The sequence below is a fragment of the Cupriavidus sp. UME77 genome (genome assembly GCF_014170355.1).
Classification (GTDB): Bacteria; Pseudomonadota; Gammaproteobacteria; order Burkholderiales; family Burkholderiaceae; genus Cupriavidus; species Cupriavidus basilensis.
In genome coordinates this window covers 1-14839 of the sequence record NZ_LZZU01000049.1, presented here as the reverse complement: position 1 = coordinate 14839, position 14839 = coordinate 1, and the positions used below count along the sequence as shown (strand labels likewise).

At 63.8% G+C, this 14839-nt stretch carries 14 protein-coding genes and 4 tRNA genes; 11 read left to right on the top strand and 7 right to left on the bottom strand.

Annotated features, from left to right (window positions below; translation table 11 throughout):
• Nucleotides 1-121: 121 nt before the first annotated feature.
• Nucleotides 122-1324 carry an elongation factor P maturation arginine rhamnosyltransferase EarP gene (gene earP, locus A9975_RS19810; protein ID WP_183034247.1) on the bottom strand — a complete coding sequence of 401 codons (1203 nt, stop codon included), beginning with the start codon at nt 1322-1324 and terminating at the stop codon, nt 122-124.
• 116 nt (nt 1325-1440) lie between these two features.
• Here earP and uvrC point away from each other — a divergent pair, with 116 nt between their 5' ends.
• The 7 genes from uvrC (at nt 1441) to ybaL (ending at nt 8465) form a co-directional block, all read left to right on the top strand.
• Nucleotides 1441-3576 carry an excinuclease ABC subunit UvrC gene (gene uvrC, locus A9975_RS19805; protein WP_255503318.1) on the top strand — a complete coding sequence of 712 codons (2136 nt, stop codon included), beginning with the start codon at nt 1441-1443 and terminating at the stop codon, nt 3574-3576.
• Between the two features lie 103 nt (nt 3577-3679).
• Nucleotides 3680-4282 carry a CDP-diacylglycerol--glycerol-3-phosphate 3-phosphatidyltransferase gene (gene pgsA, locus A9975_RS19800; protein WP_150983177.1) on the top strand — a complete coding sequence of 201 codons (603 nt, stop codon included), beginning with the start codon at nt 3680-3682 and terminating at the stop codon, nt 4280-4282.
• 167 nt (nt 4283-4449) lie between these two features.
• Nucleotides 4450-4525: transfer RNA gene (locus A9975_RS19795), tRNA-Gly, on the top strand.
• A gap of 79 nt (nt 4526-4604) precedes the next feature.
• Nucleotides 4605-4680: transfer RNA gene (locus A9975_RS19790), tRNA-Gly, on the top strand.
• Nucleotides 4681-4784: 104 nt separating this feature from the next.
• Nucleotides 4785-4858: transfer RNA gene (locus A9975_RS19785), tRNA-Cys, on the top strand.
• A 438-nt stretch (nt 4859-5296) separates the two neighbouring features.
• On the top strand, nt 5297-6841 hold the full coding sequence (locus A9975_RS19780; RefSeq protein ID WP_183034245.1) for a methyl-accepting chemotaxis protein: 1545 nt from the start codon (nt 5297-5299) through the stop codon (nt 6839-6841).
• A 385-nt stretch (nt 6842-7226) separates the two neighbouring features.
• Complete coding sequence (gene ybaL, locus A9975_RS19775; RefSeq protein WP_183034243.1) at nt 7227-8465, top strand: YbaL family putative K(+) efflux transporter; 1239 nt, start codon at nt 7227-7229, stop codon at nt 8463-8465.
• A gap of 27 nt (nt 8466-8492) precedes the next feature.
• Here ybaL and A9975_RS19770 read toward each other — a convergent pair whose 3' ends face one another.
• A complete protein-coding gene (locus A9975_RS19770) occupies nt 8493-9398 on the bottom strand; it encodes a LysR family transcriptional regulator (protein WP_183034242.1) in 906 nt (301 codons plus the stop codon).
• Between the two features lie 124 nt (nt 9399-9522).
• On the opposite strand from A9975_RS19770, the gene A9975_RS19765 reads away from it, so the two are divergent.
• Nucleotides 9523-10626: a YeiH family protein gene (locus A9975_RS19765; protein WP_255503317.1), complete on the top strand. Its 1104-nt coding sequence runs from the start codon at nt 9523-9525 to the stop codon at nt 10624-10626.
• 48 nt (nt 10627-10674) lie between these two features.
• Here A9975_RS19765 and A9975_RS19760 read toward each other — a convergent pair.
• Nucleotides 10675-10761 (bottom strand) — tRNA-Leu (locus A9975_RS19760).
• Nucleotides 10762-10969: 208 nt separating this feature from the next.
• Here A9975_RS19760 and A9975_RS19755 point away from each other — a divergent pair.
• From A9975_RS19755 to A9975_RS19745, 3 genes are all read left to right on the top strand, one after another.
• Nucleotides 10970-11296 carry a hypothetical protein gene (locus A9975_RS19755; RefSeq protein WP_043347826.1) on the top strand — a complete coding sequence of 109 codons (327 nt, stop codon included), beginning with the start codon at nt 10970-10972 and terminating at the stop codon, nt 11294-11296.
• A 282-nt stretch (nt 11297-11578) separates the two neighbouring features.
• Nucleotides 11579-11845, top strand: coding sequence for a hypothetical protein (locus tag A9975_RS19750; protein ID WP_183034240.1), 267 nt, complete (start codon nt 11579-11581; stop codon nt 11843-11845).
• Nucleotides 11846-12041: 196 nt separating this feature from the next.
• Nucleotides 12042-12449, top strand: coding sequence for a heme-binding protein (locus A9975_RS19745; protein ID WP_006158644.1), 408 nt, complete (start codon nt 12042-12044; stop codon nt 12447-12449).
• 245 nt (nt 12450-12694) lie between these two features.
• Here the strand turns inward: A9975_RS19745 and A9975_RS19740 are convergent, their stop codons facing one another.
• The 4 genes from A9975_RS19740 to A9975_RS19725 form a co-directional block, all read right to left on the bottom strand.
• The gene (locus A9975_RS19740; RefSeq protein ID WP_150983188.1) at nt 12695-13027 is read right to left on the bottom strand and encodes a hemin uptake protein HemP; all 333 of its coding nucleotides are present in this window, start codon (nt 13025-13027) and stop codon (nt 12695-12697) included.
• A gap of 217 nt (nt 13028-13244) precedes the next feature.
• Nucleotides 13245-13658 (bottom strand): biopolymer transporter ExbD, encoded by a 414-nt coding sequence (locus A9975_RS19735; RefSeq protein WP_174425105.1) that lies wholly within the window; start codon nt 13656-13658, stop codon nt 13245-13247.
• Between the two features lie 29 nt (nt 13659-13687).
• Complete coding sequence (locus A9975_RS19730; RefSeq protein WP_174425106.1) at nt 13688-14425, bottom strand: MotA/TolQ/ExbB proton channel family protein; 738 nt, start codon at nt 14423-14425, stop codon at nt 13688-13690.
• A 29-nt stretch (nt 14426-14454) separates the two neighbouring features.
• A partial coding sequence (locus A9975_RS19725) for an energy transducer TonB (RefSeq protein WP_255503316.1) occupies nt 14455-14839 on the bottom strand: 385 nt, incomplete at its 5' end.

Sequence of the window (14839 nt, the reverse complement as noted above, 5' to 3'; positions counted from 1 at the left end):
CTATTTCCTGAAAAAGAATGTCTCGGAATTCGGTATGGCGAAGGCGCTCTGCCGACACACTGCGCGCAAGCTTGCGCGGGGCGTTTCCGTCTTCCGGCCTGGTCACCATCAAAATAACCCATTATTTTACCCGATTTTCGCAGAAGGCCACGAGATTTGCGGCCAGGTCGCCAAGGTGCTGCAGGCTGCGCTGCCACTGCTCGGTGGCGGCACCCAGCATGGGCAGATGGGCGCGCAGGCGCGACCAATCAGGTGATTCACCATCCTTATTCCAGCTGTGCCAGAAAGTGGAAAGTGCATTGGCAACCTCAATCTGGCCGCTTTGTTCCAGCCGATGCCGGAACAAAGCCAGGAAAGCATCGAGCTTGACCATGTGTGCGGCGTCGGATTGCGGGTAGATATGCCAGACAAAGGGCCGGCCAGCCCACTGCGCGCGCACGAATGAATCCTCGCCACGCACGAAGTTCAGGTCACAGAGCCAGAGCAGTTCATCGTAGTGCTCCTGGCGCACAAAGGGCACCACCTGCACGGTCAGGTTGCCGCGCTCGAAGGCGCTGCCGGGCACGCAATCGGCCGCCCCGAACCATTCGCTTGCCTGCTGCGCCGCCAGGCCGGCCGGGACCAGGCACTGGACCGGGTCCGGGCCATCCCGCCATTGCGCGAGCAGCGCCGGCAACGCAGCGTTGGCATATGCGAACAGGCTGACTTTCAGGGCGCCGTCGATGGGCTGGAAGCCAAGGCGATGCCAGAGCGCCGCCTGGGCCGCGGGGCTGGTGCGCAGGTGCTCGCGTTGCATGCCGAGCATGGCTTCGCGCAGCAGGCCGCCCGTGCCGGGCTCGAAGCCGGGGAAGAAGAAGTACTTGACCAGTGGCAGGCGCGGATGGGGCGAGGCCATGCCGTGGTGTTCCCTGACCCAGGGCTCGGCGCTCATGTATTCGAGATTGATCCAGGCCGGCTTGGGCTCGCATGCAGCCATGGCGGCCAGGAATGTGGCGGGCAGGTCGCAGGCGAAGGATTCGATCACCGCATCGTGAGGCGTGACCCCCGCAAAGCGCGCGGCGCTCTCCTGGGCGTTTTCCTGGTCCGCGCGGCGCCACGGGCGAATCGTCACGCCGGCAAGCACTTGCTCTGGGGCGGCGAAGTTGAGGCCTGGCGCAAGGCGCGCGAAGCTGGCCAGGTCGTCCACCCACAGGCGCACGGCGTGGCCGTGTTCCTGGGCCAGCTGGCGTGCCAGCCGCCAGCAGACGCCGATATCGCCATAGTTGTCGATGACGGTGCAGAAGATGTCCCAGGAGCGGATGGCGCGTTCGGGCTGAGTGGGCATGGTGGCGGGACTCCGCAAGGATTTGCTCTAAACTTGCGATTTTAGAGCTTGTTGCGCCGTGGCCCTGCCGGGCATGCGCGCCACCAGCCAACCCACCCACGGTCAATTCGCTACCGATGTCCCAGCAGGAACCTGAAACCCACGATCAGGGCGCATCCGCCGCCGCCCAGCCGGATGGGCGGCCCGAGCAGCCGACCAAGTCGTCCTTGGCGGCCCCTTGCGCGGCACCTGGCGAACCTGTGCCAGACGCGCCGTTCGACGCCAAGGCCGTGATTGCGCAATTGCCCGGCTTGCCCGGGGTCTACCGCTACTTCGATGCCCAGGGCAATGTCCTTTACGTGGGCAAGGCGCGCGACCTGAAAAAGCGCGTCTCCAGCTACTTCAACAAGACGCTCCTGTCGCCGCGCATTGCCATGATGGTGGCCAAGATCGTGCGCATCGATACCACGGTGGTGCGCACCGAGGCCGAGGCGCTGCTGCTGGAGAACAACCTGATCAAGGCGCTGGCGCCGCGCTACAACATCCTGTTCCGCGACGACAAGTCGTATCCGTTCGTCAAGCTGACCAGCCATCGCTTCCCGCGCATGGCCTATTACCGCGGCGCCACCGACCGCAAGCATCAGTATTTCGGGCCGTTCCCCAGCGCGGGCGCTGTGCGGGAGAGCATGCAGATCCTGCAGCGCGTGTTCCAGTTGCGTACCTGCGAGGACACCGTCTTTACCAATCGCACGCGGCCTTGCCTGCTGCACCAGATCCACCGCTGCACCGGGCCTTGCGTAGGTGCCATCAGCGAGGCGGATTACACGCGCGATGTCAGCAACGCGGCGCGCTTCCTGCAAGGCCGTCAGAACGAGGTGCTCGAAGGCCTGCAGGCGAAGATGGAAGAGCACGCCGGGCGGCTGGAGTTCGAGCAGGCGGCAGCGGTGCGCGACCAGATCGGCGCGCTGTCCACCGTGCTCAAGCGGCAGGCCGTGGAGGAGGTCGGGCAGTCCAGCGACATCGACGTGCTTGCGGTAGCGGTGGAGGGTGGCCGTGCGTGCGTCAACCTGGCGATGGTGCGCGGCGGCCGCCATCTTGGCGACAAGGCTTACTTCCCCGCGCACGTCGAGGAAGGCGCGATGATTGTCGGGCACCAGGACGAGGATGTCGGTGCCGGCGCGGTGATCGAGCCAGGCGAGGCAGGCGGTGAGGGCGCGGCTGCGCCCGGCGGCCCGGCCGGCATACCGGTCGAGCGCATCGCCGCCGAGGTGTTGTCCGCCTTCATGGCGCAGCACTATCTGGATCAGGCCGTGCCGCCGATCCTCGTGGTGAGCCATCTGCCGCCAGACAAGGCCCTGTTGGAAGCGTTGTCGATGCAGGCGGGGCGCAAGGTCACGCTGGTGCGCCAGCCGCAGGGGCAGCGCCGGTCCTGGCTCGAGATGGCGCAGAAGGGCGCCGAGCTGGCGCTGTCGCGCCGCCTGGCTGAGCAAGGCAGCCAGCAGGCCCGTACGCGGGCGCTGGCCGAGACGATCGGCATCGACATGGAAGACCTCGCTTTGTTGCGGGTCGAATGCTTCGACATCAGTCACACCGCTGGCGAGGCCACGCAAGCGTCTTGCGTGGTCTTCCACCATCACGAGATGCAGAACGCCGAGTACCGCCGCTACAACATCCAGGACATCACGCCCGGCGACGACTACGCCGCCATGCGTCAGGTGCTGACCCGCCGCTACCAGAAGCTGGTGGAGATGATGGAGCAGGCGCAGGAGCCCGCCCCCGAGGGTGGCGAGCAAGGCAGCGAGGCGGGGGCATCCGGTGCGCTGGCGCTGGTGCCGAACGTGGTGCTGATCGATGGCGGCAAGGGTCAGGTGGAGGTTGCGCGCCAGGTGTTCGAGGAGCTTGGCCTCGATATCGGGCTGTTGGTCGGCGTGGCCAAGGGCGAGGGCCGCAAGGTCGGGCTGGAGACGCTGATCTTCGCCGATGGCCGTCCTTCGCTGGAGCTGGGGCAGGGCAGTGCGGCGCTGATGCTGGTGGCGCAGATTCGTGACGAGGCGCACCGCTTTGCCATTACCGGCATGCGCGCGCGCCGCGCCAAGGTGCGCAACACCTCGCGGCTGGAGGAGATCGAGGGCGTCGGCGCGCGCCGCCGGCAGAAGCTGCTCACGCGCTTTGGCGGCCTGCGTGGGGTGGTCGCGGCCAGCATCGACGAACTGGCCAGCGTCGATGGTATATCGCATGCGCTGGCCGAGGAAATCTATCGGCAGCTACATTGATCCGGCCAAATCGGACGCCCATGTGGCAGGAAATGCTCGGCCATCGTTGAAATAGGCGACAATCTCGGCGTTGCCCATTGCCGTCGTTTCGTTCCGAGCCCCCATGCCGCTGAATATACCGATCCTGCTGACCTGGCTCCGTGTTGCCATGATTCCCCTCGTGGTGGGCGTGTACTACCTGCCTGAAGCATGGCTGCCCATGCATGCCAAGAACATGACGGCAGCCGGTTTCTTCATCGTGGCCGCGGTCACCGACTGGCTGGACGGTTTCCTGGCAAGGCGCTGGAACCAGACGTCTTCCTTTGGCGCTTTCCTCGATCCGGTCGCCGACAAGCTGATGGTGGCGGCCGCGCTGCTGTCGCTGCTGGCGCTGGGCCGGGTGGCCGACCTGATCGCGCTGGTGATCATTGGCCGGGAGATCACCATCTCCGCGCTGCGTGAGTGGATGGCGCAGATCGGGGCGTCGAAGAGCGTCGCGGTGAATTTCCTCGGCAAGCTCAAGACCACCTTCCAGATGATCGCGATCCCTCTGCTGCTCTTCAACGATAGCCTGCTCGGCATCGTCGATGCTTCCGTGCTCGGCGCATGGCTGATCTACGTGGCGGCAGTGCTGACGCTGTGGTCGATGTTCTATTACATGAAGCTGGCGTGGCCGCAGATTCGCGAGCGCAGCGGCCTGAGTGGCGAGGCCACCGCACAAAAGTGATGGTTCGATGAAAAATATGCTTGACGACCACGCCGCTGATTTGCAATAATCCTGTTCTCGCTTCTGACGAAACAAACCGAACGAAGCGAAAAGCAGCAAGAATGTAGCGAGATGTGAGCGGTATTGGCACAGAAGCTGTGTTTTAAGTAAGAAGTTAGCAGGATCCTGCGGGAGTAGCTCAGTTGGTAGAGCGCAACCTTGCCAAGGTTGAGGTCGCGAGTTCGAGCCTCGTCTCCCGCTCCAGGTTTCGGTTAAATCTGGAAGTGCACAGTGTTTGTTTTGTGGTTCCAGGTTGGCACGCAGAGTAGTCAAAGTGGTAAATGCGGGAGTAGCTCAGTTGGTAGAGCGCAACCTTGCCAAGGTTGAGGTCGCGAGTTCGAGCCTCGTCTCCCGCTCCAATCCCAAAGGGAAGCACCGCTTCCCTTTTTGTTTGTGATGGTAGTGCGCAAGCGCGGCCCGGCAGGGTCTGGCGAATGCGGCTACAATCCAGCAGCCGTCACCCGGCGGGGTGGCAGAGTGGTCATGCAGCGGCCTGCAAAGCCGTGTACGCCGGTTCGATTCCGACCCCCGCCTCCAAAATAGTCAAGCACAGAGCGCTACCCTAACCGGTGGCGCTTTTTGCTTTCTGGCGATCCGATCATCGGCGCCATCCGCACCGACAATTTCAACTTTCCCCCTCTCTCCCCTCTCTTTCCCCTCTCTTTCCCCCTCAAGTTTTCCGCCCGATCGCGCACCGCAGCTCTTTTTTGTCGTTCATCCTCTTCGATTTTTAGGACAAGTCCTAATATCTTCGCTTATTTTTGTTTTATTTCACAATTCTGCTTCAGCTATTCCGGCGGCTGCCGTAAAGGCGGATGAGGGTCGTCCAAAAGACGGCTCGCCGGATTCCGAGAGTGTTGCAAGCGCGCTTCCAAAACAGACTGCCTGACCCCGTTCCCGTTGCCCACGGGCGTCATTTCATCGTCCACCTCTATGGAGAATCGGCGCCGCTCTCGCGCGCGCCGACATTGCGTCATGAACATCACTCAACGTCTCTTAGCCACCTTGTCGCTGGCCCTGCTTGCCCTGCTTGCCGTCGGAGTCGGTGGCCTCTGGCAGCTCCGCGAGTCGCAGGAGCGTTTTACCTACTTCAATGACAACACGCTCACCAGCGTTCGCATGCTGAGCGAGCTGCGCGATACCGTCAGCACCATGCGCGTGTCGCTCTACCGCTATGCCTTGTCGCCGAATGCAGGCAGCCGCTCGGACGCCATGAAGAGTTTGGCGAAGGCGGACGAGATCTTCGACAGCACGGTCGCAACCTATGAGCGCAGCGATATTTCCGATGAGACCGACCGCCAGATGCTGGAGGCGGACCGCGCCGCGGCGAGGCAATATCGCGCGGAGCGGGAGCGCTTCCTGGAGCGCTTCGCCGCCAACGACGATGAAGGTGCACGTGGCATGCTGATGGGGGGCTCGCTCTTTGTCGCGGTCTCGGCGCTGCACACCGCCATCAACAAGCACGTGGCGTACAACGCGGGTCTGGGCGAGCAAGTGGTGGCGACCAACGGCAAGGCTTACGGACTGGCCTTGACAGTCTTCTCGGCGATCATTGCCTGCGGCTTTCTGGTCACCGGTACGCTCGGCTATTCGCTCTACCGCCGCATTCACAGCAGCCTGGCCGAGATTGAGCAGACCCTGCGCTATGTGAGCGAGTCGCTCGACCTCGATCGCCGCGCTTTGGTGGGCCATGAGGATGAGATCGGGCGCACGGCGATTGCCTTCAACCAGTTGATCGAGCGCGTGGCGTCGGCACTGCGTGAAGTCCGCTCGTCGACCGACTCGGTCAGCACGGCCGCCCACCAGATTGCGGCGGGCAACGTAGATCTGTCCACGCGTACCGAGCAGCAGGCGGCATCGCTGGAGCAGTCTGCCGCCAGCATGGAAGAGTTGACCGCGACCGTACGCCAGAATGCCGACAATGCACGCCAGGCCAGCGGCCTGGCGGACAATGCCGCCGAGGTGGCGGAGCAGGGCAGCACGGCCGTGCAGCAGATGGTGGAAACCATGGGTGCAATCAGCACCAGTTCCACTCGTATCGCGGAGATCACGACCTTGATCGAAGGTATCGCCTTCCAGACCAATATCCTCGCGCTCAATGCGGCGGTCGAGGCGGCACGCGCCGGCGAGCAGGGTCGCGGCTTTGCGGTCGTGGCTGGTGAGGTACGCAGCCTGGCCCAGCGTTCGTCCAGCGCCGCGAAGGAAATCAAGGATTTGATCGACACCTCGGTGGACACGGTCCGCCAGGGCTCGACGCAGGCCGAAGGTGCGGGCAAGACCATGAGCGAGATTCGCCAGGCCGTGCGGCGCGTCTCCGACATCATCGGGGAGATTGCCGCGGCGTCGAGCGAGCAGAGCAGCGGGATCGAGCAGATCAACCAGGCCGTCGGGCAGATGGACCAGGTCACACAGCAGAACGCGGCTTTGGTTGAGCAGGCGGCAGCGGCTGCGCAATCGCTGGAAGAGCAGGCCGACAAGCTGCGCGAAACCGTGGCGACGTTCCAGCTGGCCGGGCGCTAGGGCTTCAGGGCGGCGGGATGGCAGGGCGGCGGCGCACTTCTGCGGGGATGGGGGCACATCCTGCCCCGATTCCGCGCTTTGCCATTGTGGTGATCGTGTTACATTCCACGTTGTAGTCTTCACGGGGCGTTCAGGGGATATCCGACCTGAACAGCGTGCCATCGTCGTCCGCTTGGACTCATGCTGCGCTTTTCGCCTCCAGGCTGCCGTAAAACTCCTGTTCCCGTTTTCCCTCAATCAGTGCGGTACCTCTCGGCCTGTGTCCGGCATTCAACGCCGCAGCGCGGCCCAGAGGTCGCTTTGTGGTCCCCGCCTTACGGTCCCTGGGGGCGGGCGGGTTGTCCAGTCACCGCCACCATGGCCAAGCACGAGGAACCCAGAACGCATGCATCACGCTACCCCGCTCATCAGCACCATCGTCGGCGGTCTCGTCCTGGCGTTCATATTGGGTGCGCTGGCCAACCGGCTAAAGCTCCCGCCGCTGATCGGATACTTGTGCGCGGGCATCGTGGTCGGCCCGTATACGCCGGGCTACACCGCGGACCAGGCGCTGGCCCCGGAACTGGCGGAGCTTGGCGTGATTCTGCTGATGTTCGGGGTTGGCTTGCATTTCTCGCTCAAAGACCTGATGGCGGTGAAAACGATCGCCATTCCGGGGGCGGTGGTACAGATCGCCATTGCAACCTTGCTCGGGATGGGCGCGGCCTGGGGCTTTGGCTGGGAATGGGGGCCAGGCCTGGTCTTCGGGCTGGCACTTTCGGTGGCGAGCACCGTGGTGTTGCTCAAGGCACTGCAGGAGCGCGAACTGGTGGAGTCGCCGCAGGGGCGGATCGCGGTGGGCTGGCTGATCGTGGAGGACCTGGCCATGGTGCTGACGCTGGTGCTGCTGCCGGCGCTGGCAGGCCTGCTCACGCCATCCGCAGATGGCACGGCGTCAGGCGCGCCCGCACCAGACTCGGGCGACATCGTGTTCGCCGTATTCGCTACCCTGGGCAAGGTGGCCGCCTTCGTCGCCGTGATGCTGGTGATCGGCCGTCGCTTTATTCCCTGGATGCTGGAGCGCATCGTCTGGACCGGGAGCCGGGAACTGTTCCGTCTGGCGGTGTTGGCAACGGCGCTCGGCGTGGCCTTTGGCGCGTACTCGCTGTTCGGCGTGTCGTTTGCGCTCGGTGCATTCTTTGCCGGCATGGTGCTGGCGGAGTCGGAGTTCAGTCACCGCGCGGCGGAGGAGTCGCTGCCCCTGCGTGATGCGTTCGCCGTGCTGTTCTTTGTTTCGGTCGGCATGCTGTTCAACCCGATGGTGCTGATCAACGATCCCTGGGGCGTGCTGGCCACGCTGTTCATCATCGTGGTGGGCAAATCGCTCGCTGCGCTTTGCATCGTTCGGGTGTTCGGGCATTCCACCCGTACCGGCATGACCATCGCGGTCAGCCTGGCCCAGATCGGCGAGTTTTCCTTCATCCTCGCGGGTCTCGGCGTTTATCTGAAGATCCTGCCTGAGCGGGGCCACGCCCTGATCCTGGCTGGCGCGCTGCTGTCCATCGTGCTGAACCCGTTGCTCTTCCACCTGCTCGATCGCTATACCGCGAAGCATGCAGGCGAAGCGGATCCCCAACCCGCATGAGTGCGGGCATGCAGCGCCCTGCGCTGCTCACTGGCTGGCCGCTGCGGCATCGCGGCGAAGATACTCCGTAAAGGCCAACAGGCCCTGCGTAGGGTACTTGTCCTGGTGAACCACGAGGTGCAGTGGCCTCACCACGTCGGGCAGGCCATCGCGCAGCGCCACCAGTGTGCCGCGCTGCAATTCGTCTTCCACCACCTGCAGCGACAGGCAACTCACTCCATAGCCGCTCATCACGGCACGCTTGATCGCTTCGGAGTTGCCCAGTTCCAGCGCGAAGCGCAGTTCGCCTAGCAGTGGTGCCAGCCGTTGTTCGATGATCTCGCGCGTGCCCGAGCCGGGTTCGCGCACGACCCAGTCGGCGTCGCGCAAGGCGGCCAGATTGCCTGGGTCGCTTGCCAGCGGGTGTGACGGGCTGACCACCACCACCATCACATCGTCCCGCCAGTGGGCGCTGCGCAGGTCGCGCTCGTGGCAAGTGCCCTCGATCAGTCCGATATCCGCCTCGAAATGCAGCAACGCTTGCAGGACCTCGCGCGTATTGCCGATGCGCATGTCGAGCGCACAGGGCCCGCTCTGTGCATGTCGAAAACCTGCGAGCAGGCCCGGCAGGATATAGCTGCCGATGGTGTTGCTGGCGGCAATGCGCAGTTGCACCCCGGGTTGCACGGTGAAGCGCTCGAGTTCCTGCGCCTGGTCCAGCAGCGACAGCGCGCGCGGGAAAAACAGCCGGCCGGTCTCATTGATGCTCAGGCGACGCGCGACCCGGTCAAAGAGGGCGCCGCCTAGCGTGGCCTCCAGATCCGCCAGCGCGGCGCTGACCGCGGATTGCGACATGGCCAGCGCATCGGCTGCAGCCACGGTACTGCCGTGCTGCGCCACCGCGACGAAGACGGAGAGCTGGCGCAGGGTCAGGCGGAGCGGGCGATGAGTCATATCTGAAAGACAGGTAATGTATAGCGATATTACCTGTTTTACAGATTTCTTCCTGCTAAGTACGCTTCGGACATATTCAATATGCGCCCCGAAGCCCTCCGGCGTTACGGGCAGGACCCCCGCCATGTCTTCCATTCAATCGTCCGCAGTTGCCAATCTCGGCACCGATGCTCCTTCGTGGCCGACCCGGGTCTTGACGCTGGTGCCGCTGGGTTTCATCGCCTGGCTGGCCATGGTGTTCTCGGCCAACCCGGCGGTCTCGCACCTCGGCATGAGCGCGCTGACGCTGGCCATGTTCGCCGGCATGGTGGCGGGCAATACGCTGCCGCAACGCTGGCTCACCCCGCTTGCGCCGGGCATGCAGCTGGCGCGCCAGCAACTGCTGCGCCTCGGCGTGGCGTTGTATGGCCTGCGCCTCACCTTCGGTGCTATCGCCGACCTGGGCCTGGCAGGCGTGCTCGTGCCGCTGGCCATGCTGGTCTCGACCATGCTGCTGGGGATCTGGATCGGTTCTTCGCTGCTGGGACTAAGCCGCCGGGAAGCCATCCTCGTCAGCGCGGGCAGCGCCGTATGCGGCGCCGCGGCGGCCATCGCGGTGGCTTCGGTGGTGCGCACCGACGACCGCCAGACGGCCGTGGCCGTGGCCACGGTGGTGCTGTTCGGCACGGCTGGCATGCTGCTGTATCCCTATCTGTTCGAGCTGGCCACGCAGCACTGGCACCTTGCCATCAGCGAGCGCACATTTGGCATCTACACAGGCGCCACGCTGCACGAAGTGGCACAGGTCATCGCCTCGGGCAAGATGGTCAGCGATGCCACCGCGGATGCCGCCGTGGTGACCAAGATGGTGCGCGTGCTGGCGCTGGGCCCGCTGTTGCTGGTGCTGGCGCTGTGGCCGAAGGCTGGCATCGGGCTCGAGGAAGAAGGTAACGGCGAGAAGGCGGCAGGCGGGCGTCCGTGGGGTGCCATCCTGAAGGCAATCCCGTGGTTTGCAGTGGGTTTTGTGGCGGTGATGGCCGTGCATTCGGCTGGCCTTGTGCCCCAGGACTGGAAACCTGCCCTGCTGGCCTTCGATAACTGGCTGCTTGCCTGCGCGATGCTGGCAATTGGCTTGCACACCCGCATCAGCACCCTGCTGCGCGCCGGGCGCAAGCCCCTGGTGCTGGCAGGCCTGCTGTTTGTGTTCCTGGTGTGCGGTGGCGCGTTGTTGTGCGCGGCGGTGGCCTGAGCGCGCAAAGCCGGGGCAGGGGAGCGCGGATGCTGGGAGGGTGGATGCTGGTGCGGCCGACGGGGGTCGAACCCGTAAGCCCGTAAAGGCGGCAGATTTTAAGTCTGCTGAGTCTACCAATTTCTCCACGGCCGCACGGCAAGCCCGATATTGTGGTCGGTTGGACGCGGTGATGCAAGCTCCGCGCGGGATTTGCACCGTGGGCAGCCAGCCGGGTGGCGGCAACGTGTTTATGTGCCGGTTGTTACTCCTGGTAACAATGTAACGTTCTCGGTTTCACCTGCAATTTGCCAGGAACCTACAATACCTCTTATCGAATAACGCATTGCAAGAGGCAAGGATCATGAAACGTTGGTGGCTCGCAGGACTCGCTTTGCTTGGGGCGCTGGCATCCGGTGCGGCAATGGCCCATGTGAGCGTTGGCGTGGCGATTGGGGTGCCTGGTGTCGTGGTCGGCGGCCCGGCGTACTATCCGCCGCCAGCCTATATTGCCGCGCCGCCCGTGGTCATGGCGCCTGCCCCTGTCTACTATGGACCGCCGCCCGTCATCGTGCGGCCGGCTCCGGTCTACTACGGTCCGGGACCGGGCTATTACGGCCCGCGTTACTACGGCCGCGGCTATTATGGGCGGGGCTACTACGGTCCGGGACATGGACGCCACTGGCGATAAGCATGAACGACCTGCCTTGCGCAGGCCGGAAAAAAGGGCCCCGCGGGGCCCTTTCGTTTTGCAGGCGAGGCCTTGGGAGTCACACTGTAGGCGGCAATCCAGACAAGGTTCCATAGTCATCAGTGGGGTCAAAAAATTTGAAGAGACAGGTCAAACCGGCTCTCATATCTTTATTAGGGTTTCCACCTATACTGCTGCTGTGACGCCGTGATGACAAGATTCCGCAATGCTTCATCATCCAGCGCCCCTCCAGCACGACCTAATTCCCAAGAGGATCCGCCCATGAAGATCAAAAACAGCCTGGTGGCGATTGCAGCCCTGACCGCCCTCTCCGCCCTCTCCGCACTCTCCGCCTCCGCCTTCGCAGCCGGTATCGCCAAGGCAGACCCTTACACCGATGGCGCCAAGATCGGCAAGGTTGATCCCTACACCGATGGCGCCAAGATTGGCAAGGTTGACCCGTACACCGACGGCGCACGCAAAGTGGATCCGTTCACAGACGGCGCCAAGGTTGGTGATCGCCGCGACCAGTTCAGCGACGGAGCCTGAGTTTGCCGGACATTAGCCTGCGGCCCTGAGGGCTTCGGCCGTCCGCATCCAGCAACGCCGTGAATCATCGAAAGACCCGCCTCGAGCGGGTCTTTTGCTTTTTGCGGGCAGGTGCCAGGACGGCAGCGGCATGGTCATGCCAAGGGACGTGGCGCTATACTTCCGGCTCACTGAAATGATCTTCGAGGAGAGTGGTATGCAGCAAAAAACCGTGCTGACGGCAGATGATGTGAAGAAGGTACTGGCCGCAGCCGAGCTGGAAGCCAAGAATCACCAATGGGCGGTTTCAATTGCCATCGTGGACGACGGTGGTCACCTGCTGGCATTGCAACGCCTGGACGGCGCTGCACCGATTTCGAGCTACATCGCCACCGAAAAGGCGCGCACGTCGTCGCTGGGTCGTCGCGAGTCCAAGGTTTACGAAGACATGATCAACAACGGCCGTCACTCTTTCATGACCGCGCCGGTGCTGCAAGGCATGCTGGAAGGTGGTGTGCCTATCGTGGTCAATGACCAGGTCGTGGGTGCAGTTGGCGTGTCGGGCGTGAAGTCGACCGAAGACGCGCAGATCGCGCGTGCGGGCATTGCCGCCCTGGGCGTCTGATACTCGCCTGCAAACGGAGGCGGCCGTGGTGCAGGGCAGTGAGCGTGACTCACTGCCCAGCACCTCCTGCCGACTGCGGAGCAAATCGCTTGTGCTCCCTGATGCTGATGCCTGTCGACGGCTTTGGCATCGGGCTGCCAGTTCCGGTAGCCCTTCTTGCATCGAAATCCCGTACAGCGTTACATGGTTGCCACGATGGTTTCCCACGGCATGGCTTGGGCTGGCGCGTGCGCGCCTGGGCACGGTCACTTCGTCAGGATCAGCTTGCCATAGCGCGTGATGCGCAGCGTGTAGACCTCGCCGTTATGCAGGATCGGCAGCAGGTTGGCGCCACGCATCAGCGAATCCAGGGGCACCGCATCCCCTGCGGGCGCAGCGGGCAGGCTGTCGCGCACCAGCGCTTCGAGCCGGGCGGGCAGGGCAGCTACAGCAGATTTCATTGATTCGATCGCCGCGCTGGCGGGGCTCTCGCGCCGCGCCTGCGCAGCCTTGTTGGGATTGACTTCGACCCGGCGCAGAGAAAGGCGGCGACGGGTGACTTCGTGCGGTTGCGACAGCGGCAGGGTCAGGGTGCTCATGGGCGGGCTCCGGTCCGGTGGTCCGTGGCGGCTACGCGGGACTGCGAGCGGTCACGACCGGGTTCAAGTTGGCTCAATCTTAAATGAGAATTGTTATCATTACAATAGGGATTTTTAATCGTGTCGGACGGGTCAGCGCAAACAAAAAGGGCACCCCATGGAGTGCCCTTTTTGTCGATGCCACGTTGCCGGCCCAAAGAGCGCGGCACGAACAACACTAATGCTTGGGTTCCGTGATGAACCCGATCTTGCCCAGCCCGCCGTGCTGCGCGGCTGCCATGACTTCCGCCACACGCTCATAGCGCACGTCGCGATCGGCCCGCAGATGTAGCTCAGGCTGTGGTTGCTGCTGCGCGGCCTGGGCTATGTTGGCTTCGAGCGTGGGCTCGTCCACTTCAGCCTGGTTCCAGAAGACCTTGCCGCTGGCGTCGATCGACAGGTTGATGTTCTGCGGCTTGGGATCGTTGGGCGTGTTGGTTGCACGCGGAAGGTCGATCTTGACCGTGTGGTTGATCACGGGAATGGTGATGATGAAGATGATCAGCAGCACCAGCATGACGTCGACCAGCGGCGTCATGTTGATTTCGCTCATTACTTCGTCATCGTCCGAGTCGAGGGTGCCGAATGCCATGATGACTTCCTTGTTGCCTTGCTGCGGCCTTACTGATTCTTGACTGCGAGGCGCACACCGTTGTCATCGGTGGCACGCGCGCTGGCGCTGGTCGGGCGCACACGGGCGCCGGTGACGAAGTAGGCGTGCAGGTCGTGGGCGAAGCGGTTGAGTTTCGAGATCACGCCCTTGTTGCCGCGGGTCAGCGCGTTGTAGCCCAGCACGGCGGGGATCGCAACGGCCAGGCCGAAGGCGGTCATGATCAGTGCCTCGCCGACCGGGCCTGCCACCTTGTCGATGGTAGGGACGCCGGAGGCGCCGATGTTGATCAGCGCGTGATAGATGCCCCACACGGTGCCGAACAGGCCAACGAATGGCGCGGTGGAGCCGACGGACGCCAGCACGGCCAGGCCCGATTGCATGCGTGCAACGGCCTCGTCGATGGCGCTCTTGAGCGAGCGGGTGATCCAGTCCGAGATGTCCATCACGTCGTGCAGCTGCGGCTGGCTGGCGCGATGGTGCTGCGCGGCTTCCTTGCCGGTCATGGCGAGCGCGCGGAACGGGTTGGCTTCGCTGCTGCCAAGGGTTTCGAGGGCATGGTCGAAATCGTCGGAGTGCCAGAACTGCTTTTCAGCGCCATGGGCCATCTTCTTCAGCCGGAAGAGATCCCACGCCTTCGTGAGAATCACGATCCACGAGGCCAGCGACATGATGAGCAGAATGATGGCGGTGGCACGCATGACGAAATCGCCTTGCGTCCAGAGGTGAGAAAGTCCGAGGTCCTGCATGTTGGTTCCTGGTGAGGTCGGTATTGAAATCAGTTGAGTTCGAACCCGATCGGCTGCTGGGCGGTAACCGCCACGGCACGACCGTTGTCCAGATAGGGCTTGCAGCGCATGCGTCGCACCGCCTCCTCGGCGGCTTGGTCCAGCCTGGAGGATCCGCTCGAGGTCACGACCGCGGTCTTGACCACCTTGCCGGTATCGTCTGTAGTCAGACGCACCACGGCCTTGCCAGTTTCACCCATGCGGCGCGATTGCGACGGATAGGTGGGTTGCGGCGGGCTGCACTGGATCTCGCCAATGCCGACCGCGCGTGGCGCTGCCGACACAGGAGCGGCCGGCTCGGGGGCGGGGGCACCCGAGCCGGCCGCTCCTGTGTCGGCAGCGCCACGCGCGGTCGGCATTGGCGAGATCCAGTGC

Bases quoted from the DNA above. Each gene is read 5' to 3' on its own strand.
- A9975_RS19740 (WP_150983188.1), bottom strand. From the start codon at position 13,027: ATGAGCACCCTGACCCTGCCGCTGTCGCAACCGCACGAAGTCACCCGT.
- A9975_RS19750 (WP_183034240.1), top strand. From the start codon at position 11,579: ATGAAGATCAAAAACAGCCTGGTGGCGATTGCAGCCCTGACCGCCCTC.
- earP (WP_183034247.1), bottom strand. From the start codon at position 1,324: ATGCCCACTCAGCCCGAACGCGCCATCCGCTCCTGGGACATCTTCTGC.
- A9975_RS19730 (WP_174425106.1), bottom strand. From the start codon at position 14,425: ATGCAGGACCTCGGACTTTCTCACCTCTGGACGCAAGGCGATTTCGTC.
- uvrC (WP_255503318.1), top strand. From the start codon at position 1,441: ATGTCCCAGCAGGAACCTGAAACCCACGATCAGGGCGCATCCGCCGCC.
- ybaL (WP_183034243.1), top strand. From the start codon at position 7,227: ATGCATCACGCTACCCCGCTCATCAGCACCATCGTCGGCGGTCTCGTC.
- A9975_RS19755 (WP_043347826.1), top strand. From the start codon at position 10,970: ATGAAACGTTGGTGGCTCGCAGGACTCGCTTTGCTTGGGGCGCTGGCA.
- A9975_RS19765 (WP_255503317.1), top strand. From the start codon at position 9,523: ATGTCTTCCATTCAATCGTCCGCAGTTGCCAATCTCGGCACCGATGCT.
- A9975_RS19770 (WP_183034242.1), bottom strand. From the start codon at position 9,398: ATGACTCATCGCCCGCTCCGCCTGACCCTGCGCCAGCTCTCCGTCTTC.
- A9975_RS19745 (WP_006158644.1), top strand. From the start codon at position 12,042: ATGCAGCAAAAAACCGTGCTGACGGCAGATGATGTGAAGAAGGTACTG.
- pgsA (WP_150983177.1), top strand. From the start codon at position 3,680: ATGCCGCTGAATATACCGATCCTGCTGACCTGGCTCCGTGTTGCCATG.
- A9975_RS19735 (WP_174425105.1), bottom strand. From the start codon at position 13,658: ATGGCATTCGGCACCCTCGACTCGGACGATGACGAAGTAATGAGCGAA.
- A9975_RS19780 (WP_183034245.1), top strand. From the start codon at position 5,297: ATGAACATCACTCAACGTCTCTTAGCCACCTTGTCGCTGGCCCTGCTT.